Below are 25983 nucleotides of genomic sequence, written 5' to 3'. Positions count from 1 at the left end.
GCTCCTGGGGCGGCTGAGGGCCCCTGAGGCGGCCCGGGACGCCCCGAGTGACCGTGCGGACCCGTGCGGTCCCTAGCGCGGCGTCTTCGTGCCGTGGCGGGCCGTGTACTCGTCCGCGAGCCACGGACCGAGGTCCTCGACGTACGTGCGCAGCACGGCCGGGTCCTCGACCGGATCCAGCGCCACCGCGGCCGCGGCCCGCATCTGGGCCGCGCGCTCGGGGTAGTACGTGCCGAAGACCTCCGCGGACTCGGCCAGGTCGCTGGTCCAGCCGCCCCACCGGGGCATGACGAGCGTGAAGCCGGTGCGCACCAGGTGCCGGGCGAAGAGCCGGCTCAGCTTCCGGTACTGCCCGGGGCCCGACGCCTCCTGCACCTGCCGGCGCCACCGGGGCAGTACGTCGGCCAGGTCGCCGTTGGTCTCGCGGGCGAGCAGGCCGTCCGGGCGGTAGCGCGGCAGGTGCTCGGCCAGGTCCGCGCCGAGCAGCGGGGTGCACAGGCAGGCGAGGAACCACCCCAGGTCGAATCGTTCCGCCTCGCTCAGTACGGCGGCCTTGCCCTGGAGCAGGATGCCGACCCCGTCGACCTCCGGGAAGTCTTCGTCGAGGCCGCGCGCGAGCACCTCGGCAGTGTCCCGGTCGTCATCGGAGGGCGCGTGGTGCAGGACGAGCAGCAGGTCGAGGTCGGACCGCCCGGGCCGGGCCGTCCCCCGCGGCACGGACCCGTAGAGGTACGCGCTGTGCAGCCGACTCCCGTATGCCTCGCCGATCTGCTCCCGCGCGGCCGCCACGACGCTCCTGAACTCGTCCTGCACGAGCCCGAGGGATCCCTCCCGTTCGAAGTACCCGCACGCGTCCAGCCCCCTGCGCTCCATGCATCCACTGTGCACGGGTCGGCCGTGCCGGCGCCGGGGCTCGGGGGCAGAGCGCGGCAACGGCGCCGCACCCGGGCACGCGAAAGGGGCCCCGCCCATCGGGCAGGACCCCTCGAACCGCCAGGACCAGCGTCAGCGGGAGCGCTTCGCGAGGCGCTCCACGTCCAGCAGGATCACGGCACGCGCCTCCAGGCGCAGCCAGCCGCGGCCCGCGAAGTCGGCCAGGGCCTTGTTCACGGTCTCGCGCGAGGCGCCGACGAGCTGTGCGAGCTCCTCCTGCGTGAGGTCGTGCACCACGTGGATGCCCTCCTCCGACTGCACGCCGAACCGGCGCGACAGGTCGAGGAGCGCCCGCGCCACGCGGCCGGGAACGTCGGAGAAGACCAGGTCGGACATCTGGTCGTTGGTCTTGCGCAGGCGCCGGGCGACGGCGCGCAGCAGCGCGGTCGCGACCTCGGGCCGGGCGTTGAGCCAGGGCTGCAGGTCGCCGTGGCCGAGGCCGAGCAGCTTGACCTCGGTCAGCGCGGTGGCGGTGGCGGTGCGCGGGCCCGGGTCGAAGAGCGACAGCTCGCCGATCAGCTCGCCGGGGCCGAGGACGGCCAGCATGTTCTCGCGGCCGTCGGGGGAGGTGCGGTGCAGCTTCACCTTGCCCTCGGTCACGACATACAGCCGGTCGCCGGGGTCGCCCTCGTGGAACAGGGCGTCACCGCGTGCGAGGGTCACCTCGCCCATGGAGGCGCGGAGCTCCGCGGCCTGCTCGTCATCGAGCGCCGCGAAGAGCGGGGCGCGCCGCAGAACGTCGTCCACGAGTCTCTCTCCTATGTCGACCAGCTCAGGGGACCGTGCTCCCCATTTTGCCGGACGGCTCAAACAGTGCGATCAATCACAAGGATGCCGGACGGACGGCCGTGCTGTGCGGCGAGAGGCCAATCGGGGTGGTGTTACCTGAGGTCCGGGCGGGTGTCAGCGCCCGGCCTTAGGCTGGCCGGGTGTCCAATAAGCCGGTGAGAGCACAGGCCAAGGGGTCCGCAGGAGTGACGGAGACCCAAAATTCAGCCGTGGGCGAACATGCCCTCGTGAAGGCGTCCGCGAAGAGTGCCGCGACCCCTCAGGGCAAAGTTTCGGCCAAGAAACCGAAGGCCGCCACGCCGGAATCGCGCCTGGCCATGGTGCGCAGGGCTCGGCGGATCAACCGCGAGCTGGCCGAGATCTATCCGTACGCCCATCCGGAACTCGACTTCCGCAATCCCTTCGAGCTGCTCGTCGCGACGGTGCTGTCCGCACAGACCACCGACCTGAGGGTGAACCAGACGACCCCGGCCCTCTTCGCCGCCTACCCGACCCCCGAGGACATGGCCGCGGCCAATCCCGAGGATCTGGAGGAGCTCATCCGGCCGACCGGGTTCTTCCGGGCCAAGTCCAGGTCCCTGCTCGGCCTCTCGCAGGCCCTGCGGGACAACTTCGGCGGGGAGGTGCCGGGCCGGATCGAGGACCTGGTGACGCTGCCGGGAGTGGGCCGCAAGACCGCGAACGTGGTCCTCGGCAATGCGTTCGGGGTCCCGGGGATCACCGTGGACACCCATTTCGGCCGGCTGGTGCGCCGCTGGAAGTGGACCGAGCAGGAGGATCCGGAGAAGGTCGAGGCGGAAATCTGCGCGATCTTCCCGAAGAGCGAGTGGACGATGCTCTCGCACCGGGTCGTCTTCCACGGCCGCCGCATCTGCCATGCCCGCAAGCCAGCCTGCGGGGCCTGCCCGATCGCCCCGCTCTGCCCGGCGTACGGGGAGGGCGAGATCGACCCCGAGAAGGCGAAGAAGCTGCTCAAGTACGAGAAGGGCGGCCAGCCGGGCCAGCGGCTGTCCCCGCCCCCGGGCTACCCGGGCCTGCCGGCCCCGCCGCTCGGGGGCGCCCCGGCGCCGTCCTGAGCGCGGCCCGGGCCGCCTCGGCTGCCGGGGCCGGGGCGGCCTCTGCGGCGCGGGGCGCAAATCCGGCCTCGCCGGGCGTTTGGGGCGCGTGGTTCGGGGCGGAGCCCCGCAATGGCGCCGCACCTGAGGAACGATTCGGTACCCGCACCGCGTTTGGCGGTGTGGGAGCTCACGGACAGGGATGCCTATGACGCGCGGTAGCGGGAGCGATACACGGGACGAGACGGCAGCGGGAGTCCGCGAGGACGGCGCCATCGCCCTCAGCGCGGACGGCCTGCCCGCTTGGCTCGACCCCGTCGTCGCGGCCGCGCAGACGGTCCAGCCGGGGCAGCTGAGCCGGTTCCTGCCGCCCGAGGACGGCCGCGGGCGGCAGTCCGCCGTGCTCGTCCTGTTCGGCGAGGGCCTCCGCGGCCCCGAGCTGCTCCTGATGGAGCGCGCCGGCACCCTGCGCTCGCACGCGGGCCAGCCGTCCTTCCCGGGCGGAGCGCTGGACCCGCAGGACGGCGACCCGCACACCACCGGCCCGCTGCGCGCCGCGCTGCGCGAGGCCGAGGAGGAGACCGGACTCGATCCTTCCGGTGTCCAGCTCTTCGGGGTGCTGCCCCGGCTCTACATCCCGGTCAGCGAGTTCGTCGTGACCCCGGTCCTCGGCTGGTGGCGCGAGCCCAGCCCCGTCGGCGCCGTGGACCCGGGCGAGACGGCCCGGGTCTTCACGGTTCCCGTGGCCGATCTCACGGATCCCGAGCACCGCGTCACGACCGTCCACCCGAGCGGCCACCTTGGGCCGGGATTCACCGTCGAATCGGCTCTGGTCTGGGGTTTCACGGCCGGGGTGATCGACCGGATCCTGCACTTCGCGGGCTGGGAGCGCCCATGGGACCGCTCGCGGCACGTCCCGCTCGACTGGCGCGCATGAGACGGTGGCCCACGTGAACGTGCTGGACATCCTGTTGTTGCTCGCGGCCGTGTGGTTCGCGATCGTCGGCTACCGCCAGGGGTTCGTCGTCGGCATCCTGTCGGTGATCGGCTTCCTCGGCGGTGGCCTCGTCGCCGTGGCCCTGCTGCCGCTGATCTGGGACCGGGTGACGGACAACGGCACCCAGGTGTCCACCACGGTGGTGGTGATCGCCGTCGTTGTGATCATCATCTGCGCCTCCATCGGCCAGGCCCTGACCACCCATCTCGGCAGCAAGCTCCGCCGCCAGATCACGTGGTCGCCGGCGCGCGCGCTCGACGCGACCGGCGGCGCCCTGGTCAACGTGGTCGCGATGCTGCTGGTGGCCTGGCTGATCGGGTCGGCGCTCGCCGGTACCTCGCTTCCCACCCTGGGCAAGGAGGTCCGCAACTCCAAGGTGCTCCTGGGCGTGTCGCGGGTCCTGCCCGAGCAGGCGAACACCTGGTTCTCCGAGTTCAGTTCCACCCTCGCGCGGAGCGGCTTCCCGCAGGTGTTCAGCCCGTTCTCCAACGAGCCGATCACCGAGGTGCAGGCGCCCGACCCGCTGCTCGCGCGCAGCCCCGTCGCCCAGGTCGCCAAGGGCTCGATCGTGAAGGTCGTCGGCACCGCGCCCAGCTGCAGCAAGGTGCTGGAGGGCACGGGCTTCGTCTTCGCGCCCGGCAAGGTGATGACCAACGCGCACGTCGTCGGCGGGGTCGGCGAGCCGACCGTGCAGATCGGCGGCGAGGGCAAGCTGTACGACGGCAAGGTCGTGCTCTACGACTGGGAGCGCGACATCGCCGTCCTGGACGTGCCCAAGCTGAAGGCCCCGCCGCTGGAGTTCGCCGACAAGGACGCGGCGAGCGGCAGCGACGCGATCGTCGCCGGCTTCCCGGAGAACGGCGCGTACGACGTCCGCGCGGCCCGTGTCCGCGGGCGGATCAACGCGAACGGCCCGGACATCTACCACCGCGGTACGGTCCGACGGGACGTCTACTCGCTGTTCGCGACGGTCCGTCAGGGCAACTCCGGCGGCCCGCTGCTGACGCCCGACGGGAGGGTCTACGGGGTCGTCTTCGCGAAGTCCCTCGACGACCCGAACACCGGTTACGCGCTGACGGTGGACGAGATCCAGGACGACATCCGCATCGGCAAGACCGCCGACCGTCGGGTCGAGAGCCAGGGCTGCGCCCTCTGAGGCACGGCTCCCGCCGGGTCCGGTGCCCTGTGAGGCGCGCCGCTCCCGCCGGGTCCGGCACCCCCTGAGACGCCGCTCCCGCCGGGTCCCTACGTCCGTGGATGGCGCAGGCGCGCGGAGACCCAGCGGGCCCGGCGGCGCAGGATGCGGGGGATCCCGAGGCGGAGGTCGTGGCCGTGCCGGCCGGCCCTCTCGTGGGTGCCCGGCGTAGCTGCCGAGCGTCGTTCGTGCGCGGTGTCACCGTAGTCGTGCGTCCAGCTCATACTCCGAGCTGTGCCCGTGCCCCAAGGTCGGTAATCCCGTCAGGCGCGGCCAATTGGCCTATGCGCCGGGCAATTGAATGTTCGTAAGACGAGCGTATGAGTCAACTGCCGCTCGTTCGCCGGGTGGACGGTGCTCCGGCCGGGCCGTACGGACGGCGCTGCGGCCGTCCGGCGGTCAGCGGTCCGGCTCGGGGTCCTTGAGCCAGTTCACCAGCTCGGTAGAGAAGGCCAGCGGGTCCTCCTCGTGCGGGAAGTGCCCGAGGCCGTCGAACAGCCGCCACCGGTACGGGGCTTCGACGTACTCGCCGGAACCGGCCGCACTGCGCGTGCGCATCACCGGGTCGAGCGAACCGTGCAGGTGCAGCGTCGGCACCCGCACCGGCCGCTTCATCCGCCGGTTGAACTGGAGTCCGTCCGGCCGCGCCATCGACCGCATCATCCAGCGGTACGGCTCGACGGAGCAGTGTGCGGTGGACGGGATGCACATGGCCCGCCGGTACACGGCGAGGTCCTCTTCCTCGGGCGGCCGCGGACCCGACCACTCCCGGATCAGGTCCCCCACGAGGGCCCCGCCGTCGGCGACGAGCTGCCGCTCGGGGACGAACGGACGCTGGAAGCCCCAGATGTGTGAACTCGCCCGCGTCTGCCCGAAGTCCGACAGCATCGCGGAGCGCCAGCGGCGCGGATGCGGCATGGAGGAGACGACGAGCCGGCGCACCAGCTTGGGCCGCATCACGGCCGCCGTCCAGGCCAGGTACCCGCCCAGGTCGTGCCCGACGAGCGCGGCGTCCGGCTCGCCGAGGGACCGTACGACCCCGGTGATGTCGAGCGCCAGGTTGGCGGGGTCGTAGCCGCGCGGCGTGCGGTCGCTGCCGCCCACGCCGCGCAGGTCCATCGCGACCGCCCGGTATCCGGCGTCGGCGAGCGCGGTCAGCTGGTGCCGCCAGGTCCACCAGAACTGCGGGAAGCCGTGCAGCAGCAGCACCAACGGCCCGTCACCGACCTCGGCGACGTGGAAGCGGGCGCCGTTGGCGGCCACGTCCCGGTGCGTCACCGCTCGCCCGCCGGGCAGGTCGAGCCGTACGGCCGTGGCGGCCGTGGGGGGAACGCTGGAGTCCGGAGTGGGCGCTGCTGTCATGAGGACGAGCGTGCCACACCCACAGCCTTGTCACTCACCGGCCGCGGGTGCGGCTTGACGGTCCCGACGAGCGCGGCGGTCTGCTTGACGGAGGCGATGGACTTCTCCGGCGGCTTGATCTTCTTGAACTTCCGTACGGCGATCAGCGCGAGCACACCCGCGATGAGCAGGAACGCGGCGCCGACGATGAGGAAGGACCAGGCGAGCCCGAGCCCCAGGTTGTGGATCCCGTACGCCGCGGCGAACGTCAGCACCGGCAGGGAGAAGACCGCGAACACTCCTGCGACGACGAGGGAGGCGGAACCGCTGCCCACGCGCTTGACGTCCTCGCGGATCTCCGCCTTGGCGAGGGCGATCTCGTCGTGCACCAGCGCGGACATCTCGGCGGTGGCCGAGGCGACCAGCTGGCCGAGTGTGCGCTCGGCTCCCTGTGCCCCTTGGTCCACTGCGCTCATCGCTCTCTCCCTCTGTCGTCTGCTGCCGGGCGGCTGTCCTGCGTCGTCAGTCAGATCATGCCGGACGGTCGCCCTCGGTGGTGGACCCGGCCGCGGTTTGGAGCGCGGCGGCGCCCGCCTCCTCGGCCTTGCGGCGGTGTTCCGCGGCCCGGTCCTCGTAGATCTTGGCCATCCGCAGGTGGTAGTCGGGATTGTCCTGTTCGTAGATGTCCGGGATGCCGTCGAGGTCCTCGTCGCGCTCCTCGGCGTCGGTCAGCGCCTTGTACTTGCGGTTGCGGAGCTTGAGCATGACGCACGCGATCACGGCGGCGATCAGGGACCCGATCAGGACGGCTGCCTTGACCTCGTCGGTGAGGACCGGGTCGCCGGTGAAGGCGAGTTCGCCGATCAGGAGGGAGACGGTGAAGCCGATGCCGGCGAGCGAGGCCACGGCGAGCACGTCGGGCCAGGCGAGGTCCTTGTTCAGCTCGGCCCTGGTGAAGCGGGCGGCCAGCCAGGTGCCGCCGAAGATGCCCACCGTCTTGCCGACGACCAGGCCGAGGACCACGCCGAGGGTCTCGGGCCGGGTGAAGACCTGGGCGATGGCCTCGTCGGAGAGCGAGACCCCGGCGGAGAACAGGGCGAACAGGGGCACGGCGAGACCGGCCGAGACGGGCCGGACCAGGTGCTCGATGTGCTCGCCGGGGGACTGCTGCTCGCCGTCCCTGCGGGTGCAGCGGAGCATCAGGCCCATGGCCACGCCGGCGATGGTGGCGTGGACGCCGCTGTTGTACATCAGGCCCCAGATGACCAGGGCGAGCGGGAGGTAGACGTACCAGCCGCGGACGCCCCGGTGGAGCAGGAACCAGAAGAGGGCCAGGCCCACGACCGCGCCGCCGAGCGCCAGGAAGTCGATCTCCTGGGTGAAGAACACCGCGATGATCAGGATGGCGAAGAGGTCGTCGACGACCGCGAGGGTCAGCAGGAAGGCGCGCAGGGCCGAGGGCAGCGAGGTGCCGATGACGGCGAGGACGGCGAGCGCGAAGGCGATGTCGGTGGCGGTCGGGACCGCCCAGCCGGCCATCGAGCCGCTGCCGGCGGTGTTGACCACCACGTAGACCAGCGCGGGGACGGCCATGCCGCACAGGGCGGCGATCACCGGGAGCGCGGCCGCCTTGGCGTCGCGCAGATCGCCCGCGACGAGTTCGCGCTTGAGCTCGACGCCGGCGACGAAGAAGAAGATGGCGAGGAGCCCGTCGGCCGCCCAGTGCTGGAGCGAGAGGTCCAGGCCGAGGGAGGCGGGGCCGATGTGGACGGACAGGACGTTGTAGTAGCTGTCCGAGATGGAGGGGATGTTGGCCCAGAGCAGAGCGGCAATCGCGGCCACGAGCAGCAGGACCCCGCCGACCGTCTCTGCGCGCAGGGCGTCGCCGACGAAGCGGCGCTCGGGCAGCGAGAGCCGGCCGAGCAACGTCCGGCTCTTGTGGTCGGTGGGGCTGGGCGCTGCCACGAGGGACACCTCCGGGGGTCGGTTGGACGGCATGGCGAAGCTCATTGCCGACCAGACTTCCCGGCGCACCCTGTGGTCTTTCTTTACGCTTTCATGATTTTACAGGGCGCACGCGAGGGCGTATCCGGTGATCATCACTTTATGCGCGAAAGGGGCACCGGGCGCGGTGCGCCGGGTGCCCCTTTCGGTGTGTCTCAGTCCGCTGGGTGTGTCTCAGTCCTCGCTGCCGGCGGCGGCCGGAAGCTTGCTCTGGATCAGGTCCATGACCGAGGAGTCGGCGAGCGTGGTGACGTCGCCGACCGCGCGGTTCTCCGCGACGTCGCGCAGGAGACGGCGCATGATCTTGCCGGAGCGGGTCTTCGGCAGCTCCTGGACCGGCAGGATCCGCTTCGGCTTGGCGATCGGGCCGAGCGTGGTGCCCACGTGGTTGCGCAGTTCCGCGACCAGGGTCTCGGTCTCGGAGGCGCTGCCGCGCAGGATGACGAAGGCCACGATGGCCTGGCCGGTGGTCTCGTCGTTGGCGCCGACCACGGCCGCCTCGGCGACCGAGGGGTGCGAGACGAGCGCCGACTCGACCTCGGTGGTCGAGATGTTGTGGCCGGAGACGAGCATGACGTCGTCCACCCGGCCGAGCAGCCAGATGTCGCCGTCGTCGTCCTTCTTGGCGCCGTCGCCCGCGAAGTACTTGCCCTCGAAGCGCGACCAGTAGGTGTCGATGAAGCGCTGGTCGTCGCCCCAGATGGTGCGCAGCATCGACGGCCACGGCTCGGTGAGGACCAGGTAGCCGCCCCCGCCGTTCGGGACCTCGCGCGCCTCGTCGTCCACGACGGTGGCGGAGATTCCGGGCAGGGCGCGCTGGGCGGAGCCCGGCTTGGTGTGCGTGACGCCCGGCAGCGGGGAGATCATCATCGCGCCGGTCTCGGTCTGCCACCAGGTGTCCACGATCGGGCAGCGGTCGCCGCCGATGTGCTTGCGGTACCAGATCCAGGCCTCGGGGTTGATCGGCTCGCCGACCGAGCCCAGTACCCGCAGGCTCGACAGGTCGAACTTCGCGGGGATGTCGTCGCCCCACTTCATGAACGTACGGATGGCCGTGGGCGCCGTGTAGAGGATGGTGACGCCGTACTTCTGCACGACCTCCCAGAAGCGGCCCTGGTGCGGGGTGTCCGGGGTGCCCTCGTACATCACCTGGGTGGCGCCGTTCGCGAGCGGCCCGTAGACGATGTAGGAGTGCCCGGTCACCCAGCCGATGTCGGCGGTGCACCAGTAGACGTCGGTCTCCGGCTTCAGGTCGAAGACCGCGTGGTGGGTGTACGCGGCCTGCGTGAGGTAGCCGCCCGAGGTGTGCAGGATGCCCTTCGGCTTCCCCGTGGTCCCCGAGGTGTAGAGGATGAAGAGCGGGTGCTCGGCGTCGAAGGCCTGCGGGGTGTGCTCGGCGGACTGGCGGCCGACCGCCTCGTGCCACCACACGTCGCGGCCCTCGGTGAAGGCGGTGTCCTGGCCGGTGCGGCGCACGACGAGCACGTGCTCGACCTGCGGGCACTTGGCGACGGCCTCGTCGATGGCGGGCTTCAGGGCGGTGGGCTTGCCGCGGCGGTAGCCGCCGTCGGCGGTGATGACCAGCTTGGCGTCGGCGTCCTGGATGCGGGAGGCGACGGCGTCGGCGGAGAAGCCGCCGAAGACCACGGAGTGCGCGGCGCCGACGCGGGCGCACGCGAGCATCGCGACGACCGCCTCGGGGATCATCGGCAGGTAGACGGCGACCCGGTCGCCGGCCTCGACACCCAGCTCGGTCAGGGCGTTGGCGGCTCTGGAGACCTCGTCCTTGAGCTCGGCGTAGGTGATCGCGCGGCTGTCGCCGGGCTCGCCCTCGAAGTGGATGGCGACGCGGTCGCCGTTGCCGGCCTCGACGTGGCGGTCCACGCAGTTATACGCGACGTTCAGCTTGCCGTCCGCGAACCACTTCGCGAAGGGCGGGTTCGTCCAGTCGAGCGTCTCGGTCGGCTCGGTGGCCCAGGTCAGCCGCCGGGCCTGCTCGGCCCAGAAGCCCAGCCGGTCCGCATCGGCCTGTGCGTACGCAGCCTCTTTCACATTGGCGGCGGCGGCCAGATCGGCGGGCGGTGCGAACCGCCGCTCCTCCTTGAGCAGATTGGCCAGGCTCTCATTGCTCACGACATCTCCCTTTCCCAGGGTGTCCGTTGTGTCCCCGGGCATAGCTCATCAGTCAGCGGCCCAGGTGACAAGGGGTAGCCGAGAATTGGTTTAGACCTATATCACGAGTCGGCCCGCACGAGAACGGCGTGCGAATGGCCCCTTCCCGCCGCAGGGTGCGAGAAGAGGCCACACGATTGCACGGAAAGGGGAGGCTATCGGTTCATCGCGACGTGGTTCAGGCGTGCTGGCCCACGCTGTCGAAAACCCGGCAGTCGAAGAAGTCCTCACCCTCGGACAGCAGGTACGCCTGGGCCTCGCCCACGTGGAAGTACATCCCGTGCAGCTCCAGGGTGCCGTCGGCGAGCCGCCGGGCCACCGATTCGTGGGCCCGCAGGTGCTCCAGCTGCTGGACCACATTGGTCAGGCACAGCTGCTCCACCGCGTCCGCCGGGAGCCGGCCCGAGATCCGGGCCCAGGCGTGGTGACGGCTGGCCATCCGCTCCAGGCTGGGCAGCCCGTGCCGCAGCCAGCGGCGCAGCGGGGTCATCGGCACCCCGGGCGCGGAGCTGAGCAGGGCCTGCATGGCCCCGCAGCCCGAGTGCCCGCACACCGTGATGCTGTCCACCTGCAGTACGTCCACGGCGTACTCGATGGCCGCCGCGACGGAGTCGTCCGTGGACTCGGCGCCGGGCAGCGGGACCAGGTTGCCGACGTTGCGGACGGTGAACAGGTCGCCCGGGCCGCTGGCTGTGATCATGCTGGTCACCAGGCGGGAGTCCGCGCAGGTGAGGAAGAGCTGGGAGGGCCGCTGCCCCTCGCGGGCCAGCCGGGCCAGCTCGTCCCGTACGCGGGGAGCGGTATCGCGCTGGAAGGCGCTGATGCCACTGGCCAGCTGGCCGGCCCCGCGCCGCCGCGGGGCCGGAGAGGGGGGCTGCGCCGCGGAGGTCTCCGCATCGGTGGCCGCCGCTGCCGCCATGGCCGAGGCGGTGGCCGTACGGGTACCTGTGGCGCGGTGGTCGCAGTGGTTCTGCCACGGCGTCCAGGGCCGGCAGCACTGGTGCCCCCCGCGCTGGGGACCGCGGCGGGACCGGCCGGCGTGGTGGGTCCCGCCGGTGCCTTCGCTCCCGTGGGCCCCGTCGCTCGCGTGGCCCCCGTCGGTTCCGTGGTCCCCGTCGGTTCCGTCGACCGCGTCCGGTCCGTCGGCCCCTTCGGCATCGGAGATCCGGGCCGAGGCTCCGGAGCGGCCGGTGACCTCCAGGGAGCCCCCGTGCGCCAGGTGCGACTCCTGCCAGTCGTGCAGCGTCTCGTAGGCCGCGTGGTCCATGAACGAGCCGTCCAGCTCGACCACCGCGTGCGCGTCGTGCGGGATCTGGTTCAGCACCCGGCTCAGCCGGGGCACCGCGAGGAAGGTCAACTGCCCGCGCACCCGCACCCGGTGGCCCCCGCCGGCCGGCTGCTCCACGGTGATCCGGGTCCGGGCGAGCCGGTGCAGGGCCAGGGCGACGGCCACCGCGATGCCGATGGCCACGCCCTCCAGGACCCCGCCGAGGACCACGGCCACGATGGTCGTGCCGTAGACCAGGATCTCCCGGTGCCGGGTGACGCTGCGCATGTGCGTGATGCTGACCATCTGCACGCCCACCACCATCACCAGGGCGGCCAGCGCGGCCAGCGGGATCAGGTCGAGGGCGGGGACCAGCAGACCAGCCGCGAGCAGCACCCAGAGGCCGTGCAACATGGCCGATTTCCGACTGACCGCGCCGGACTTGACGTTCGCCACGCTGCGGACGGCCACGCCCGTGATGGGCAGCCCGCCCAGGGAGCCGGAGACGATGTTCGCCGCGCCCTGTCCCCGCAGTTCCCGGTTGAGGTCGGCGCGCGGCGGGCGGTTGCCCGTACGCCGTTCGGAGGCGATCAGCTTGTCGGTGGCGACCGCGGAGAGCAGCGACTCCACGCTGCCGACCAGGGTGATGGTCAGTACGGCGGCGATGAGGCCGAGGACCGGTCCTTCGGGCATCTCGGGCAGGGCGTGGCTGCTCCAGGACGGCAGGTCCACCCGGGGCAGGCTGAGCCCGGCCAGCGCGGCGAAGACGGTGGCTGTGGCGACGGCGGCGAGCGCGGCCGGCACCTTGCGCAGGGCGCGGCCCACTCGTCCGGGCAGCCGCAGCCAGCCGAGCAGGACGATCATGGTCAGCGCGCTGATGCCGAGTGCGACCGGGTGCAGATCGGCCAACTGGCTCGGCAGGCCGAGGACGTTGGCCACGGCAGAGCTCTGGGGCGTGCCGCCGAGCACGATGTGCAGCTGGGCCAGCGCGATGGTCACGCCGATGCCCGCGAGCATGCCGTGCACGATGGCCGGGCTGACCATGAGCGCCGACCGCGCGGTGCGCAGGAAGGCGAGGCCGAGCTGGCAGAAGCCGGCGAGCACGGTGATGGCGCACGTGGTGCGCCATCCGTAGTGCTGGATCAACTCGGCGGTGACCACGGTGAGTCCGGCGGCGGGCCCGCTCACCTGGAGCGGAGCGCCGCCGAGCCGCCCGGCCACGATCCCGCCGACCGCCGCGGCGACCAGGCCCGCCTGGAGCGGGGCGCCGGTGGCCAGGGCGATGCCGAGGGAGAGCGGCAGGGCGATCAGGAAGACGGCGATGGAGGCGGAGAGGTCCGCGGGGAGGTCCTTGCGGATCTCGCCGGTCGTGCGTGTGGGGGAGGTGGCTGTCATAGGTTCCCGTCTCCTCGGGGGGAGGGGTGAAGCGGCGGGAGTCTCAACACTCGGTAAATGAACGGTAATGGAGAGTAAAGCCGAGTGGAGGATGATTCGGGCAAATGGACTAGAAATTAGCACTCAAGAGTGATTAAGCATTTTGTCCGGCTTGTCATACCTTCCTCACGGCAGACCGCATGGGACGGTGCGGCGCGGAAGTCCTGCGATGGAACTGCGAGGGAGAGGTGGGGCGGATGATCGCCGCCACGAAGAAGATCGCCGGCGGCCTGGTCGCCACGGCGCTGGTCCTGGGAGTCGCCGGGTGCAGCACCTCGGAACCCGCCAAGTCCGCGGCTCCCGGAGCCCCGAACGCGCGCAAGGGCGCCGCTGCGGAGGCTCCCGGCAGCGTCAACCGGCCCATCGGCGACGGCTCGACCGCGTACACCGGCCCACAGCCGAACGTACAGAAGCCGCAGAAGCTGAAGCCCGGTGAAAAGCCGCCGCAGTTCGTGGTGTTCTCGTGGGACGGGGCCGGCGAGGACAGCCAGAAGCTCTTCTCGCACTTCCGTGACGTCGGCAAGAAGTACAACGCCCGCATGACGTACTTCCTCAGCGGCGTCTACCTGCTCCCGGAGGAGAAGCGCTCCCTCTACACCGCGCCGCAGCACGCACCCGGCCGCTCCGACATCGGCTTCGGCGACCTTCAGGGGATCAAGGACACCGCCACCCAGGTCCGCGCGGCCTGGCTGGAGGGCAACGAGATCGGCACCCACTTCAACGGGCACTTCTGCGGGCCCGACGGCGGCGTCGGCACCTGGTCCGTGGACGAGTGGAAGAGCGAGATCAACCAGGCCAAGTCCTTCGTCAAGAACTGGAAGACCAACGCGGGCCTGAAGAGCATGGAGGCGCTCCCCTTCGACTACGACAAGGAGCTCATCGGCGCCCGCACCCCGTGCCTCGAAGGCCAGAAGAACTTCATGCTGGCCGCGAAGGGCATGGGCTTCCGCTACGACTCCAGCGGCATCAGCAAGCAGATCTGGCCCAAGAAGACGGACGGTCTCTGGGACATCCCGCTGCAACTGGTCCCCATGCCGGGCCGCGCCTTCGACACCCTGAGCATGGACTACAACTACATGGTCAACCAGTCCGGTACGACCTCGCAGGGCGACCCCTCGCAGCACACGTACTGGGGTGACCAGATGCGCGACGGCCTGCGACAGGCCTTCGACCGCGTCTACCAGGGCAACCGCGCGCCGCTGATCATCGGCAACCACTTCGAGTCCTGGAACGGCGGCACCTACATGCGTGCCGTCGAGGAGTCCATCAAGGGCATGTGCACCCAGAAGGACGTCCGCTGCGTGCCGTTCCGGGAGCTGGTGGACTGGCTGGACGCCCAGGACCCGAAGGCCCTGGAGTGGATGCGCACCCTCGACGTCGGCGAGACGCCGAAGGAGGGCTGGACGAAGTTCCTGGCCGCGGGGCCGCCGGCGCCGCCGGCCGCCCCCGCAGGTGTCACGCCGGCTGCGGAGCCGGCAGATGAGAGTGCGGACGAGGACTGACGAGCGCGTCGTCCCCGTCGCCTGCCCCCGGGTGCTGCGGGCCTTCGAGGCCCTCGCGCAGGACGAAACCGGGGTCGACCTGGTCCGCCAGGTCGACCCCGGTCTTGGCGTTGCCCCAGCTCTCCGCGTTCCTGAGGTGGAAGCGCACCATCTGCTCGGTGTAGCGGCCCCAGTCGCGGTGCGCGTACGAGTCGTCGGCGGCGTCCTGGAGTGCCTGGAGGGCGAACCGGTTGGTCGCCTCCAGCAGCTCGAAGGCGGCCGGACGGCCCTTCTCCATCGCCCGTACCCAGTCCGAGTGCCCGACGGTGACCAGCAGGTCCTCGCCCACCTCGTCCTGGAGGAACTCGATGTCCTCGGGGCCCTGCACCTTGTTGCCGATGACCTTGAGCGCGACCCCGAAGTCCCTTGCATACTCCTTGTACTGGCGGTAGACGGAGACGCCCTTGCGGGTCGGTTCGGCGACCAGGAAGGTCATGTCGAAGCGGGTGAACATGCCCGAGGCGAAGGAGTCGGAGCCGGCCGTCATGTCGACGACCACGTACTCGTCCGGTCCGTCGACCAGGTGGTTGAGGCAGAGCTCGACCGCTCCCACCTTGGAGTGGTAGCAGGCCACGCCCAGGTCGGCCTCGGTGAACGGCCCGGTGGCCATGAGCCGTACGGGCTCCCCGTCGAGCAGGAGCGTGCGCGCGCAGGCCTCGTACACCGGGTTGCCCTCGGTGACCCGCAGCAGGCGCGAGCCCCGGCCGGGCGGGGTGGTCTTGATCATCGTGTCGGCGGACGCGATGCGCGGGTTGGAGCCCCGCAGGTACTCCTTGATCAGGGGCAGGTGCGCGCCCAGGGCGGGCAGTTCGGCGGCCTCGTCCTCGCCGAGTCCGAGCGCCGTGCCCAGGTGCTGGTTGATGTCGGCGTCCACCGCGACGACGGGGGCTTCATTGGCGGCGAGGTGGCGGATGAAGAGGGAGGACAGCGTCGTCTTGCCGCTGCCGCCCTTTCCCACGAAAGCGATCTTCATGTTCACCAAGCGTAGTGGGTTAGTAGCACGGTGTTGTCAAGGTGAGTGAAGAAGACCACTCCAAGGAGGGGTCGGTGCTATGGGTGCGCAGTGCGTAGGCTCCCTACTTATGAGTAGCGCTTCTGACCCGTTGGCCGCACTGGCAGGGCTGCCGGGTGTCGCCGAGTCCGTGGATTCCGTACGCAAGGCCGTGGACCGGGTCTACGGGCACCGGGTGATGCGTCGCCGCAGCGGCGAGATCACCTCGGAGGCCGCTCTGCGCGGGGCCCGCGGGAGCGCGGCGCTGTCCGGTGCGGACTGGGCGCTGGAGGAGGTGCGCCGCCGGACCGACTTCGGGTCGGAGCCGGAGGCGCTGACGGTGGGCGCCGCCCTGCGGCTCACGGCGGAAGCCGGCCAGCTGCTGAGCATCTGGCGCCAGTCGCCGCTGCGGGTCCTGGCTCGGCTCCACCTCGTGGCGTCGGGGTCGACGGCGGAGGGCGACGTGGTGGGCCGCCCCCGCCTGGCGGGCGAGCCGGTCGTGGAGCCCCTGGTGGATCTGCCGCTGCCGAGCGCGGAGGAGGTCGCCGGCCGGCTGGACGGCCTGTCCCGCCTGATCATCGCGGGCGGCTCCGCCCCGGCCCTGATCACGGCGGCGGTGGTGCACGGCGAACTGCTGGCCCTGCGTCCGTTCGCCTCGTACAACGGGCTGGTCGCGCGGGCGTCCGAGCGCATCGTCCTGATCAACAGCGGTCTGGACCCGAAGGCGATCTGCCCGGCGGAGGTCGGCCACGCGGAGCAGGGGCGCGAGGCGTACCTGGCCGCCTTCGAGGGCTACGTCTCCGGCACTCCGGAGGGGGTGGCCGCCTGGATCGCCCACTGCGGCCGGGCGATCGAGCTCGGTGTGCGCGAGTCGACGGCGGTCTGCGAGGCCCTGCAGCGCGGCGCTGCCTGAGCCCGCTCCACCCCGGACATGGGTTGCGGCGACACCGTACTGCTTTGGTGTCGCCGCTGGCATTTACGCCCAGTTACCAAGCGTCCTCGAAAATTGCCCATCAGGTCGGGGTCTTTGCCCGTTACCTGGTGCGGCTGGCCCGTAATCGACGGGTCGACGTCGCGTGGGTGCTCGGCGTTCATGCTTCGGTCCGTGGGCCTTACTGCGTTTTAAAGATGATCCTCTCGGATGTTCTTTGGTCTCGCGGGCCGTTGCTTTATTTGTACTCCGCTTGGGAGCTATGCGAAACCCCTTGCTCCACTTTTTACTTTCCGGGATGAGTAGGGGTGAACCGGGCATCCCGTATCGTTGCAGGTCAGGACATTCAGGAAGACGAGGCGGCGGCCAGTGCGTGAGCCCGGCGCCGACTTGCGTACCAGACCAGACCTGCCGTGGCGGCTGCCGCACCGACGGCGGCCGCGGCGACCAGCGCCGGCCGCGCCGGCATCGACAGCCCGGGCAGCCGCTGCTTCAGCCGCACCGGCCGGCTGAAGACCAGGACCGGCCACTCGCGCGCCACCGCCTCCCGGCGCAGCGCGCGGTCGGGATTGACGGCGTGCGGGTGTCCGACGGCTTCCAGCATCGGGACGTCGGTGGCCGAGTCGCTGTAGGCGTAGCACCGGGCGAGGTCGTACCCCTCGGACTCCGCGAGCTCGCGCACGGCCTCCGCCTTGGTGGGGCCGTAGGCGTAGTACTCGATCTCGCCGGTGAAGCAGCCGTCTTCGCCCACGACCATGCGCGTGGCGACGACCCGGTCCGCACCGAGCATCTCGCCGATCGGCTCGACCACCTCGGCGCCCGAGGTCGACACGATCACCACGTCGCGGCCGGCCATGTGATGGGCTTCGATCAGCGACGCTGCCTCGTCGTAGATGATCGGGTCGATGAGGTCGTGCAGGGTCTCCGCGACGATCTCCCGCACCTGCTGCACGTTCCACCCCTTGCAGAGGGCGGACAGGTACTCCCGCATCCGTTCCATCTGATCGTGGTCGGCGCCGCCGGCCAGGAAGATGAACTGCGTGTACGCGGTGCGCAACACGGCTCGCCGGTTGATCAGGCCGCCTTGGTAGAAGGACTTGCTGAACGTCAAGGTGCTCGACTTCGCAATGACCGTCTTGTCCAGGTCGAAGAAGGCTGCCGTGCGAGGCGAGGAGTGCGGCAAGGGCTGATTTTCCACGCCCCGAGCATATGCGTCCATCATTCGGCGTAAGGTGTGGCGCGTGGGTTTGCCTGAGAAGGCTCTCGGGTACACCATGGAAGTCACGGATCGTTCGCGACCGTGCTAACCCGGTCTGGCTCCTCCCCCCCCGAGTCGGACCGTGGGGACGACCCCCGCTCTCCCCCCCGGCGGGGGTCGTCGCATGTCCGGACGCGGTTCGCGTCCCTGCCTTCGGCCCCAAGTGACCATCCCTCCGGCCCTTCCTCTTGCGTGGGGCCGACGCGGCGAAGGCCCTCACCCCATCAGGCTCGTGACGGTGCGTAGTGGTTCCGCCGCGCTCCGGAACTCACCTGTGAGGGTGACCGGGTTATTCACAATCGATGGGTTGTCCACAGTTATCGAGCAAGATCCACTCCTTTTTCCTGATCGCTGCACGGTGATTCCAGCCGCGAAGTCCGCGGTGCTGGATTTGCAGTGAGAAGGGGGCGGAGATCGTGGCTCGATCGAAGTCGTATGAAACGCCGGAGTCCGTGGTCGGAAGGGAGACGGGGGCCGGGGCGGGCATCGGGCCCGTGGCCGGGTTTCTACCCGGCGGCGGGCGGCCGCTGATCATCACCGAGGACCCTGTGCTGCTCGACGACCTGTTGAGGCTGTGCGCAGCCGCGGGCGCCGAGCCGCACGTGCACCATGCGGTGCCCGGGCAGGGCGGGGCCGGCGCGGAGGAGGACGGCGGCCTCGCCGGAAGCGGCGCGGCGGGTGTCGAAGGCACAAGTGGCGGGGGTGCGGGAGGCGTTGGATGGGAAGCCGCGCCGCTCGTGCTGGTCGGGGACGACGCCGCCCGGCGCGTGCGAGGTGCGCCCCGCCGGGACGGGGTGTTCCTCGTCGGCCGGGACCTGGACGACCCCCTCGTGTGGCAGCGGGCGCTGGAGATCGGCGCCGAGGAGGTGCTGCGGCTCCCCGACGCCGAGAGCCTGCTCGTCGACCGCATCGCCGACGTCGTGGAAGGAGCCGGCCGGCCCGCCCTCACCGTCGGGGTGATCGGCGGCAGCGGCGGGGCCGGAGCCTCCACCCTCGCGTGCGCCCTCGCCGTCCGGGCCGCCCGTGCCGGGGAGCGGACCATCCTCATCGACGGCGATCCGCTCGGCGGCGGCATGGACGTAATGCTCGGCGGTGAGAGCGCCGAAGGGCTGCGCTGGCCGGACTTCGCGGGCTCGCGGGGCAGGGTCGGCGCCGGAGCGCTGGAGGAGTCCCTGCCCGAGCTGCACGCCCTGCGCGTGCTCAGCTGGGACCGCGGGGACCGGGTGGTGGTGCCGCCCGCCGCGATGCGGTCCGTGGTGGCCGCCGCGCGCCGCCGCGGCGGGGTCGTGGTGGTCGACCTCCCGCGGAGGGTGGACGAAGCCGTGGCCGAGGTGCTCGCCCAGCTCGACCTGGTGCTGATGGTGGTGCCCGGCGAGCTGCGGGCCGTGGCCGCCGCGGGCCGGGTGGCCGCCGGGGTGCGGATGGCGGCCCGGGACGTGCGCGTCGTCGTACGGGGCCGCTGCCCGGGCGGTCTCGACGCGGAGGCCGTGGCCGGACTGCTGGGCGCGCCGCTGGCCGGGGAGGTACCGGTCGAGGTGGGGCTCCCGGGGCGGGTGGCCGAGGGCGAACCGCCGGGGGCGCAGGGGCGGGGCGCGCTGGCCCGCTTCTGCGACGGCTTCTGGCAGCGGGCGCTCGGCTCCGCCCAGGGGGTGCCGGCATGAGCGCGGTACTCCTGGACGCGGTGCGCCGGCGGCTCGCCGAAAGCGGGGCGGAACCGACCCCGGCGCGGGTGGCGGCGGCCCTGCGGGCCCAGGGCAGGCTGCTGGGGGATGCCGAAGTTCTCGGTGTCGCGGCCGAGTTGCGGTCCGAGCTGGTCGGCGCGGGCCCGCTGGAGGCGCTGCTCGCCGATCCGGAGGTCACCGATGTGCTGGTGGCGGCTCCCGACCGGGTGTGGGTGGACCGCGGTGGCGGGCTGGAGCTGACCGGGGTGACCTTCGCCGACGCCGAGGCGGTGCGCAGGCTCGCCCAGCGGCTGGCCGCCGTCGCGGGACGGCGCCTCGACGACGCACGGCCCTGGGTGGACGCCCGGATGCCGGACGGCACCCGGCTGCATGCCGTGCTGCCTCCCGTCTCGGTCGGCTCGGCCTGCCTGTCGCTGCGGGTGGTGCGCCCGAGGGCGTTCACCCTGGAGGAGCTCGTCGCGGCGGGGACACTGCCGCCCGGCGGGCACCGGCTGCTCCGGGACATGGTCGAGGCCCGGCTCTCGTTCCTCGTCTCCGGTGGCACGGGCACGGGTAAGACCACCCTGCTCAGCGCCCTGTTGGGGCTGGTCGGCCCGGGCGAGCGGATCGTGCTGGCCGAGGATTCGGCCGAGCTGCGCCCCGACCATCCCCATGTGGTGCGGCTGGAGACCCGGCCCGCCAATCAGGAGGGGGCGGGCCTGGTCACGCTGGCCGACCTGGTCCGGCAGGCGCTGCGCATGCGGCCCGACCGGCTGGTGGTCGGCGAGGTGCGGGGCGCTGAGGTGGCGGACCTGCTCGCCGCGCTGAACACCGGGCACGAAGGGGGCTGCGGCACGGTCCACGCCAACGCTGCCGCCCATGTCCCGGCGCGGCTGGAGGCGCTCGGGACGGCCGCCGGGCTCGACCGGGCAGCCTTGCACAGCCAGTTGGCCGCCGCGCTGACCCTGGTGCTCCACCTGGTCCGGGAGCGGGAGGGGCGGCGCCGGCTGGCCGAGGTGCACGTGCTGGAGCGGGACGCCGCCGGGCTGGTGGTCACCGTGCCGGCGCTGCGCTGGTCCGCGCGGGGCTTCGTACGGGAGCGGGGCTGGGAACGGCTCCGTCCGCTGCTGCGAGGTGCCCGATGAGCGCCGGGGCGGGGCTGCAGGTGCCGGTGTTCGCCGGGATGCTCTGCGCCGGGGCGGCCGCCTGGGGGCTCGCCGGGGGCGACTGGGTGTCCCGACGGGCCCGGGTGGTGCTCGCGTCGGGCGGCGCGGTGGTGCCGGGCGGGCCGGTGCGCCGGGAGCGGCTGCTGATCGCCGTACGGGTGCGGGCGGCGCGGTGGCGGGAGTGGGCCTGTCTCGGAGCCGGGCTCGTGGTCGCGGTGCTCGGAGCGTCGGTGATCCCCCTGCTCGCGGGAGCGGCCGCGGTGCCGCTGGTGCGGCGGTGGCTCCGGGTGCGGGCCAGGGAGCGGGCCAGGGCGGCCAGGGCCGCCGAGGTGGTGGCCCTGTGCGGGGCGGTGGTGGGCGAGTTGCGTGCGGGAGCGCAGCCCGGACAGGCGCTGACGGCGGCGATGCGGCGGACGGCCGCGGGCCCCGGCGGGCCGGGTCCGGCGGAGGCGGGGGTGCTGGCCGCCGCGGCGTTCGGCGGGGACGTGCCCGGGGCGCTGCGGCAGGCGGCGCGGGAGCCCGGTGCGGAGGGTCTGGCCGGGATGGCGGCCTGCTGGCGGGTGTCGGTGGACGGCGGTGCGGGACTGGCCGCCGGGCTGGAGCGGCTGGAGGGGGCCCTGCGGGCCGAGCGGGACCGGCAGGAGTCGCTGCGGGCCCAGTTGGCGGGGGCGCGGTCCACGGTCGTGGTGCTCGCCCTGCTGCCGCTGGTGGGCCTGTTGATCGGCACCGGGCTGGGTGCGGATCCGCTGCGGGTGCTGCTGCACACCCCGATGGGCTGGGGCTGCCTGGTGGCGGGCGGGGTGCTGGAAGCGCTGGGACTGCTGTGGTGCCGGTACATCGTCCGGGCGGGGGAGCGGTGATGGGCGTCGTCGTCCACAGGCTGGGGATCGTCCTGTGCCTCGCGGTGGTGGCGCTGTGGGCGGCATCGGTGGTGACGGCGCAGATCAGGGCGCGGGCGGCCCGGCGCCGGGCCGCGACCCTGCTGGGGGCACCGCCGGGCCCGCGCGGGCCGGTGCTCGGATCCCGGATACGGGGTGTGGCGGCGGCCTGGGCGGCGCCGGCCGGGGCGCTGCTGGCGGGCTGGGTGCTCGTCGGCGGGGTGGCGGGTGCGGCGGTCGGCGGCCTGGCCGCGCTCGGGGTGCGGCGCTGGCAGGCCAGGGAGCGGCCGCCGGCCGCGGAGGATCAGCGGGAGGCGGAGCGTCAGCTGCCGTTCGCAGCCGATCTGTTGGCGGCGTGCCTGGCGGCCGGGGCCGGTCCGGTGGAGGCCGCGGAGGTGGTCGGGGAGTCGCTGGACGGCCCGGTGGGCGAGCGGCTGGCGAGGGCCGGGGCGGAGCTGCGGCTCGGTGGCGAACCGGGCGCCGGGTGGGGGAGGTTGGCGGAGATACCGGGTGCCCGGACGCTCGCGGAATGCCTGGAACGGGCTGCCCGGACCGGGGCTCCCGCGGCTCAGCCGGTATCCCGGCTCGCGTCGGGGCTCCGGGAGGAGCGGGCCCGCCGGGCGGGAGCCGGGGCGCAGCGGGCGGCGGTCCTCGTCACCGCCCCGGTCGGGCTCTGTTTCCTCCCCGCATTTCTCGCGATCGGGGTCGCTCCGGTGGTGATCGGTATGGCCTCGGGACTTCTCTCGAACACCTGAAGTCGCATGGACCGCAAACATCAACAACGGAAATCCAACAGGGGGTTGTCATGAGGATCATCTGGTTTCGTGTGCGGACGTCGCTGAGCGGTCGCCGGGGCGATGCGGGGATGTCCACATCCGAATACGCCATGGGCACGATCGCGGCCTGCGCTTTCGCGGCCGTTCTCTACAAGGTGGTGACGAGTGAAGTCGTCGCCACGGCCCTCCAGTCGACCATCGGGAAGGCGCTCGATGTGCCGTTCTGAGGGGAACTCCCGGGAAGTCCGCGCAAGAGCGGACCGGGGATATGTGACGGCCGAGGCCGCACTGGTGATCCCGGCGCTGGTGCTGTTCGCGGCGCTCCTGGTGTGGGCGCTGATGGCGGCGGCCGCGCAGATCCGGTGTGTGGACGCGGCCCGGGCCGGCGCCCGGGCGGCGTCCAGGTCGGAGCCGGCGGAGGTGGCGGTGGCGGCGGCCCGGGAGGCCGCGCCGACGGGGGCGCGGGTGGAGCTGGAGCGCGTGGGCGACCTGTGGCGGGTCCGGGTGGCGGCGCCGGCGCCGGGGCCGCGGGGGCTGCCGGTGCGGCTCGGGGCGCAGGCGGTGGCCCTGGCGGAGGACAGCGTGGGGCCGCCGCCGTGAGCCGGGACCGGGGTTCGGCCACGGTCTGGGCGGCGCTGGTGGCGACGGTGCTGGGTGCGGTGTTCGGCGGTGTGCTGTTGCTCGGCCAGGCCGTCGTGGCCCGCCACAGAGCGGCGGCGGCCGCCGACCTGGCGGCGCTCGCGGCGGCGGCCACCTGGGCCCACGGGCCGCCCACCGCGTGCGCCGCGGCCCTGCGGGTGGCCCGGGCACAGGGCGCGGCGCTCGCCGGATGCCAGGTCGGGGGCGAGGTCGCCGAGGTCACGGCCCGGGTCACGGCGGGCCCTTTCACCCCGGCCATCCGGGCCCGAGCGGGCCCACCCCGGCCGCCGCCGCCTGAGGGCTCGGGCTCGGGCACGGGCTGAGGCGCTCGCATAGGCCCCGCCAGGGCCCATGCCAGGGGGAAAGGCCCGGCCTGGGCCACGGCGCGGGTCACGGCCCCGTCCAGGCCCTGGTGGGGTGCAAAGGCCGCGGGCCGGGTCGGGCTCGGTGAGGGGAGCGGAGCGGAGGGTTCGTGTCAGGGGGTGACGGGTGGGGGCGGTGGTGATTCGGCGAGGAGGCGGGTGAGGAGGCGGAGGGCGCCGCGCTTGTGCAGGGGGTCGTTGCCGTTGCCGCATTTGGGGGACTGGATGCAGGAAGGGCACCCGGCCTCGCACTCGCAGGCGGCGATCGCGTCGCGGGTCGCCGTCAGCCAGGCGCGGGCCGTGTGGAAGGCGCGTTCCGCGAAGCCGGCGCCGCCGGGGTGGCCGTCGTAGACGAAGACCGTGGGGAGGAGGGTGTCGGGATGCAGCGGCACGGAGACGCCGCCGATGTCCCAGCGGTCGCAGGTGGCGAACAGCGGGAGCATGCCGATGGAGGCGTGTTCGGCGGCGTGCAGGGCGCCGCCGAGGATCTCCGGGTTGATCCGGGCCTCGTCGAGCTGGTCCTCGGTCACCGTCCACCACACGGCCCGGGTGCGCAGGGTGCGGGGCGGCAGGTCCAGCTTGGTCTCGCCCAGGACCTCGCCGGTGATCAGCTTGCGGCGCAGGTAGGAGACGACCTGGTTGGTGACCTCGACGGAGCCGAAGCAGAGCCGGGCCGAGCCCCACGGGATCTCGGTCTCGGTCTCCAGGACGGAGATGGAGGTGGTGTCACGGGCCGTGGTGGAGAAGGGCGGGTTCGCCTCCTCCACGAGGGCCGCGGAATCCTCCAGATCCAGGTGCTTCACGAGATACGTGCGGCCCTGGTGGAGGTGGACCGCCCCCTCGTGGACGGCGGTGTGGGCCGCCGACTCGTCGACCGTGCCCAGCAGCCGGCCGGTCGCGGCCTCGACGATCTGCACCGGGCGGCCGCCGCCGCCGCGGATCTCGGTCAGGTCCGACGCCCGCTCACGGCGGGTCCAGTGCCAGGCGGTGGCCCGGCGGCGCAGCAGCTTCGCCGCTTCGAGCTGGGGCAGGAGGTCCTTGGTCGCCGGGCCGAAGAGTTCCAGGTCCGCCTCCGTCAGCGGCAGCTCCGACGCTGCCGCGCACAGGTGGGGGGCCAGGACGTACGGGTTGTCCGGGTCCAGGACGGTGGCCTCCACGGGCTGCTGGAACAGCGCCTCGGGGTGGTGGACGAGGTAGGTGTCCAGCGGGTCGTCCCGGGCGATCAGCACGGCCAGGGCGCCCTGGCCCGAGCGCCCCGCCCGGCCCGCCTGCTGCCACAGGGAGGCCCGCGTGCCCGGGTAGCCGGTGATCAGGACGGCGTCCAGGCCGGAGACGTCCACACCGAGCTCCAGGGCGGTCGTGGCGGCCAGTCCCAGCAGCTCGCCGGAGTGCAGGGCCCGCTCCAGGGCCCGGCGCTCCTCGGGGAGGTAGCCGCCCCGGTAGGCGGCGACGCGCCGGACCAGGGAGCGGTCCACCTCGGCGAGCCGTTCCCGGGCGATTACGGAGATCAGTTCGGCGCCGCGCCGGGAGCGTACGAAGGCGACCGTACGGACGCCCTGGACGACCAGGTCGGTCAGCAGGTCGGCGGTCTCCGCGGTGGCCGTACGGCGTACGGGCGCGCCCTTCTCGCCCCGCAGTTCGGTGAGCAGCGGCGGCTCCCACAGGGCGAAGACCACCTCGCCGCGCGGTGAGGCGTCGTCGGTGATCTCGATCACCCGTACGCCGGTCAGCCGGGTGGCGGCGGCCGCCGGCTCGCCGGCGGTGGCGGAGGCCAGCAGGAAGACCGGCTCGGAGCCGTAGCGGGCGCACAGCCGCCGCAGTCGGCGCAGCACCTGGGCCACGTGGGAGCCGAATACCCCGCGGTAGGTGTGGCACTCGTCGATCACGACGTAGCGCAGGGCCCGCAGGAAGGAGGACCAGCGCGGGTGGGCCGGGAGGATCCCGCGGTGCAGCATGTCGGGGTTGGTCAGGACGTAGTTCGCGTACTGGCGCACCCATTCGCGTTCCTCGACGGGCGTGTCCCCGTCGTAGACCGCGGGGCGGACGGCGTTGCCCAGCGGGGCGGCCAGTTCCCGTACGGCGCGCCGCTGGTCGGCCGCCAGGGCCTTGGTGGGGGCCAGGTACAGGGCGGTCGCGCCCCGGCCGTTCGGGGCCTCGGCGCCGTCCGCGAGGGCCGAGAGCACGGGCGCCAGGTAGGCCAGGGACTTGCCCGAGGCCGTGCCGGTGGCGACGACCACGGACCTGCCGTCGAGCGCGTGCTCGGCGGCCGCGGCCTGGTGTTCCCACGGATGGCCGATTCCGGCCGACTGGATGGCGGCCACGACATCTGTTCGGATGCGGTCGGGCCAGACTGCATGACGACCCGCCCGAGGGGGCAAGTGCTCCGTATGGGTGATGCGCGAAGCACGCGAAGGCCCCCGTGACAGGCGGTCCAGGACCGTTCCGGGGGTGGGTCGAGGGTCCGCAGGTGGCGTGGGCCGACTGGGACCGTGAGTATGGGCCATCGGAACCGAGTGTGTCACCGGCGTGCGGGACAATGGTCCGAAGGCGTCGTGCGCGCCTGCCGGTAAGTGATTGAATGCCATCGCGGCAG

At 72.4% G+C, this 25983-nt stretch carries 23 protein-coding genes; 12 read left to right on the top strand and 11 right to left on the bottom strand.

Features of this window, described 5'->3' with window-relative positions; translation table 11 throughout:
* Positions 1-72 precede the first annotated feature (72 nt).
* Both OG534_RS16690 and OG534_RS16685 read right to left on the bottom strand, forming a co-directional pair.
* On the bottom strand, positions 73-873 hold the full coding sequence (locus tag OG534_RS16690; RefSeq protein WP_326588845.1) for a nucleotidyltransferase domain-containing protein: 801 nt from the start codon (positions 871-873) through the stop codon (positions 73-75).
* Between the two features lie 132 nt (positions 874-1005).
* Positions 1006-1680, bottom strand: a complete 675-nt coding sequence (locus OG534_RS16685) for a Crp/Fnr family transcriptional regulator (RefSeq protein ID WP_003981529.1) — start codon at positions 1678-1680, stop codon at positions 1006-1008.
* A 269-nt stretch (positions 1681-1949) separates the two neighbouring features.
* On the opposite strand from OG534_RS16685, the gene nth reads away from it, so the two are divergent.
* From nth to OG534_RS16670, 3 genes are all read left to right on the top strand, one after another.
* On the top strand, positions 1950-2798 hold the full coding sequence (nth, locus tag OG534_RS16680; protein WP_326593670.1) for an endonuclease III: 849 nt from the start codon (positions 1950-1952) through the stop codon (positions 2796-2798).
* Between the two features lie 187 nt (positions 2799-2985).
* Positions 2986-3714, top strand: a complete 729-nt coding sequence (locus tag OG534_RS16675) for an NUDIX hydrolase (RefSeq protein ID WP_326588844.1) — start codon at positions 2986-2988, stop codon at positions 3712-3714.
* A 13-nt stretch (positions 3715-3727) separates the two neighbouring features.
* Positions 3728-4930: a MarP family serine protease gene (locus OG534_RS16670; protein ID WP_326588843.1), complete on the top strand. Its 1203-nt coding sequence runs from the start codon at positions 3728-3730 to the stop codon at positions 4928-4930.
* 89 nt (positions 4931-5019) lie between these two features.
* Here the strand turns inward: OG534_RS16670 and OG534_RS16665 are convergent, their stop codons facing one another.
* The 6 genes from OG534_RS16665 to OG534_RS16640 all read right to left on the bottom strand — a co-directional run bounded on the left by OG534_RS16665 (position 5020) and on the right by OG534_RS16640 (position 13148).
* Entirely contained in the window at positions 5020-5193 is a 174-nt protein-coding gene (locus OG534_RS16665; RefSeq protein WP_326588842.1) for a hypothetical protein, read from the bottom strand.
* Between the two features lie 175 nt (positions 5194-5368).
* Complete coding sequence (locus OG534_RS16660) at positions 5369-6331, bottom strand: alpha/beta fold hydrolase (RefSeq protein ID WP_326588841.1); 963 nt, start codon at positions 6329-6331, stop codon at positions 5369-5371.
* Entirely contained in the window at positions 6328-6786 is a 459-nt protein-coding gene (locus OG534_RS16655) for a phage holin family protein (protein WP_326588840.1), read from the bottom strand. Before OG534_RS16655 ends, OG534_RS16660 begins: the two co-directional genes overlap by 4 nt.
* A gap of 55 nt (positions 6787-6841) precedes the next feature.
* On the bottom strand, positions 6842-8308 hold the full coding sequence (gene nhaA, locus OG534_RS16650; protein WP_442807095.1) for a Na+/H+ antiporter NhaA: 1467 nt from the start codon (positions 8306-8308) through the stop codon (positions 6842-6844).
* A gap of 180 nt (positions 8309-8488) precedes the next feature.
* Positions 8489-10489 (bottom strand): acetate--CoA ligase, encoded by a 2001-nt coding sequence (gene acs / locus OG534_RS16645; protein WP_326588839.1) that lies wholly within the window; start codon positions 10487-10489, stop codon positions 8489-8491.
* Positions 10490-10664: 175 nt separating this feature from the next.
* Complete coding sequence (locus OG534_RS16640; protein WP_326588838.1) at positions 10665-13148, bottom strand: SulP family inorganic anion transporter; 2484 nt, start codon at positions 13146-13148, stop codon at positions 10665-10667.
* 236 nt (positions 13149-13384) lie between these two features.
* On the opposite strand from OG534_RS16640, the gene OG534_RS16635 reads away from it, so the two are divergent.
* The gene (locus tag OG534_RS16635) at positions 13385-14689 is read left to right on the top strand and encodes a hypothetical protein (RefSeq protein WP_326588837.1); all 1305 of its coding nucleotides are present in this window, start codon (positions 13385-13387) and stop codon (positions 14687-14689) included.
* On the opposite strand, the gene OG534_RS16630 is transcribed toward OG534_RS16635, so the two are convergent.
* Positions 14643-15701, bottom strand: coding sequence for an ATP-binding protein (locus OG534_RS16630; RefSeq protein WP_326588836.1), 1059 nt, complete (start codon positions 15699-15701; stop codon positions 14643-14645). The genes OG534_RS16635 and OG534_RS16630 overlap by 47 nt on opposite strands.
* 109 nt (positions 15702-15810) lie before the next feature.
* On the opposite strand from OG534_RS16630, the gene OG534_RS16625 reads away from it, so the two are divergent.
* A complete protein-coding gene (locus OG534_RS16625) occupies positions 15811-16632 on the top strand; it encodes an oxidoreductase (RefSeq protein WP_326588835.1) in 822 nt (273 codons plus the stop codon).
* A 364-nt stretch (positions 16633-16996) separates the two neighbouring features.
* Here OG534_RS16625 and OG534_RS16620 read toward each other — a convergent pair whose 3' ends face one another.
* On the bottom strand, positions 16997-17869 hold the full coding sequence (locus OG534_RS16620) for an HAD family hydrolase (RefSeq protein ID WP_326593668.1): 873 nt from the start codon (positions 17867-17869) through the stop codon (positions 16997-16999).
* A 524-nt stretch (positions 17870-18393) separates the two neighbouring features.
* Between OG534_RS16620 and ssd the strand changes: the two genes are divergently transcribed.
* From ssd to OG534_RS16585, 7 genes are all read left to right on the top strand, one after another.
* Positions 18394-19569, top strand: coding sequence for a septum site-determining protein Ssd (gene ssd / locus OG534_RS16615; RefSeq protein ID WP_326593666.1), 1176 nt, complete (start codon positions 18394-18396; stop codon positions 19567-19569).
* Positions 19566-20714, top strand: coding sequence for a TadA family conjugal transfer-associated ATPase (locus OG534_RS16610; protein WP_326588834.1), 1149 nt, complete (start codon positions 19566-19568; stop codon positions 20712-20714). The genes ssd and OG534_RS16610 overlap by 4 nt, the downstream gene beginning before the upstream one ends.
* Positions 20711-21595 (top strand): type II secretion system F family protein, encoded by an 885-nt coding sequence (locus OG534_RS16605; protein ID WP_326588833.1) that lies wholly within the window; start codon positions 20711-20713, stop codon positions 21593-21595. The genes OG534_RS16610 and OG534_RS16605 overlap by 4 nt, the downstream gene beginning before the upstream one ends.
* On the top strand, positions 21595-22368 hold the full coding sequence (locus tag OG534_RS16600) for a type II secretion system F family protein (RefSeq protein ID WP_326588832.1): 774 nt from the start codon (positions 21595-21597) through the stop codon (positions 22366-22368). The genes OG534_RS16605 and OG534_RS16600 overlap by 1 nt, the downstream gene beginning before the upstream one ends.
* A gap of 110 nt (positions 22369-22478) precedes the next feature.
* A complete protein-coding gene (locus tag OG534_RS16595) occupies positions 22479-22616 on the top strand; it encodes a DUF4244 domain-containing protein (RefSeq protein WP_309136814.1) in 138 nt (45 codons plus the stop codon).
* Positions 22603-22989 carry a TadE family type IV pilus minor pilin gene (locus OG534_RS16590; RefSeq protein WP_326588831.1) on the top strand — a complete coding sequence of 129 codons (387 nt, stop codon included), beginning with the start codon at positions 22603-22605 and terminating at the stop codon, positions 22987-22989. The genes OG534_RS16595 and OG534_RS16590 overlap by 14 nt, the downstream gene beginning before the upstream one ends.
* Complete coding sequence (locus OG534_RS16585; RefSeq protein ID WP_326588830.1) at positions 22986-23351, top strand: Rv3654c family TadE-like protein; 366 nt, start codon at positions 22986-22988, stop codon at positions 23349-23351. Before OG534_RS16590 ends, OG534_RS16585 begins: the two co-directional genes overlap by 4 nt.
* A 152-nt stretch (positions 23352-23503) precedes the next feature.
* Here OG534_RS16585 and OG534_RS16580 read toward each other — a convergent pair whose 3' ends face one another.
* Entirely contained in the window at positions 23504-25975 is a 2472-nt protein-coding gene (locus tag OG534_RS16580; RefSeq protein WP_326588829.1) for a DEAD/DEAH box helicase, read from the bottom strand.
* Positions 25976-25983 lie beyond the last annotated feature (8 nt).

Origin of the sequence: Streptomyces sp. NBC_01294, from assembly GCF_035917235.1 — a bacterium.
Classification (GTDB): Bacteria; Actinomycetota; Actinomycetes; order Streptomycetales; family Streptomycetaceae; genus Streptomyces; species Streptomyces caledonius.
This window is presented reverse-complemented; position numbering and strand designations above follow the sequence as displayed.